Annotated in this window: 2 protein-coding genes; both read left to right on the top strand. The window is 59.3% G+C overall.

Features of this window, described 5'->3' with window-relative positions; translation table 11 throughout:
- On the top strand, positions 1-995 hold a 995-nt coding region (locus ACP5MM_RS09775), incomplete at its 5' end, for a TniB family NTP-binding protein (RefSeq protein ID WP_427934531.1).
- 9 nt (positions 996-1,004) lie between these two features.
- A partial coding sequence (locus ACP5MM_RS09780) for a TniQ family protein (protein WP_427934532.1) occupies positions 1,005-1,279 on the top strand: 275 nt, incomplete at its 3' end.

A 1,279-nucleotide genomic window follows, 5' to 3' on the forward strand; every position in this document is an offset into this window, starting at 1 on the left:
TGATGATGGCCCAGATGGCTCAGCTTGCGAATCGCCACGCACTGGGCGTACTCATCATTGACGAGATCCAACATCTGACCCTCGCCAAGGGTGTGGGACGGGATGCCTTGCTGAACTTTCTGGTCACCCTCATCAATACCATTGGCATTCCGGTGATTACGATAGGGACCATGGGCGCCCTGTCCCTCTTTCAGGATGACTTTCGACAAGCCCGTCGCGCCAACGGCCTCGGGTGTGCGGTCTGGGAGCGCCTGCAGCCGGGATCTTCGTGGGACCACTTCGTCGATGTCTTGTGGAAATACCAATGGACCCGGCAAGAAACGCCGCTTACGGACGAGATCCGCCAGGTTCTATATGAGGAAAGCCAGGGGGTCATTGACGTACTGATCAAGCTGTTCATGTTGGCGCAACTCCAGGTGATGGAGCAGAGTGCTTTTCGCAACATGCCCGAGATAATGGACGCGCGGCTGTTCCGCGAGACCGCTGCGCGGCACCTCAAGATTATCGAACCGATGCTGAGAGCGTTGAAGACCAACAATCAGCGGGAGATTAGCAAGTATGACGACTTGCGGCCGCTGGACAGCCACGTCTGGCAGGTTTTCCAGAACACCATGCCGCAGACTGAGTCCTTTTTGCCACCGGCGCCGGATCTGGATTCGGAACAGGATCGGGAATCGGATGAAGTCGACCCGCTGATCGCTGCTTTGGTACAGGTCGGGTTGGCAGCAGACCTTGCCACGTTGATGGCCGCCAAGGTACGGGTCTTGCACCCGGACGCCTCAGTATTGGAACTTGTTGGCCATGTCCCTGCTTTGTTGCAGGAGCCTGCGAAGGCGGCGCCGAAGAAGGGAAACCACCCAGCACGCAAGAAGGCACTGCGCGATCCCCCAGTCTCCCGGATTTCCGACATCGTGCAAGACGGCCAAGAGACGGGTCGAAGTGCCGAAAAATCTCTGATCGCCGCCGGTCTGGTCCGCCGCCCACACTTCGGATGATGCTGATCCATGTTGAGCTATCTGCCCGCGCTGCGCCCGGACGAATTGCTGTATAGCCTGTTGGCGCGCACATGCCGCCACAGTGGGTGGCACAGTCCGAAGCTCGCTCTGGAGGAATTTTTTGGTCACCGTACTGTTCGCGCGGGGGTGTTTCTCCAGACGGAACTGAACCGCCTCGCGGAGCGGCTGCCATCGCAGCGCCGGTTGACACCGGAACGGTTGGCACGCGATAGCACGCTGCTGCCGTATCTCACGGCCTTTTCGGCGCAGGAGGTTCGCGATTG

The sequence above is a fragment of the Acidithiobacillus sp. genome (genome assembly GCF_049965315.1).
Classification (GTDB): domain Bacteria; phylum Pseudomonadota; class Gammaproteobacteria; order Acidithiobacillales; family Acidithiobacillaceae; genus Acidithiobacillus_B.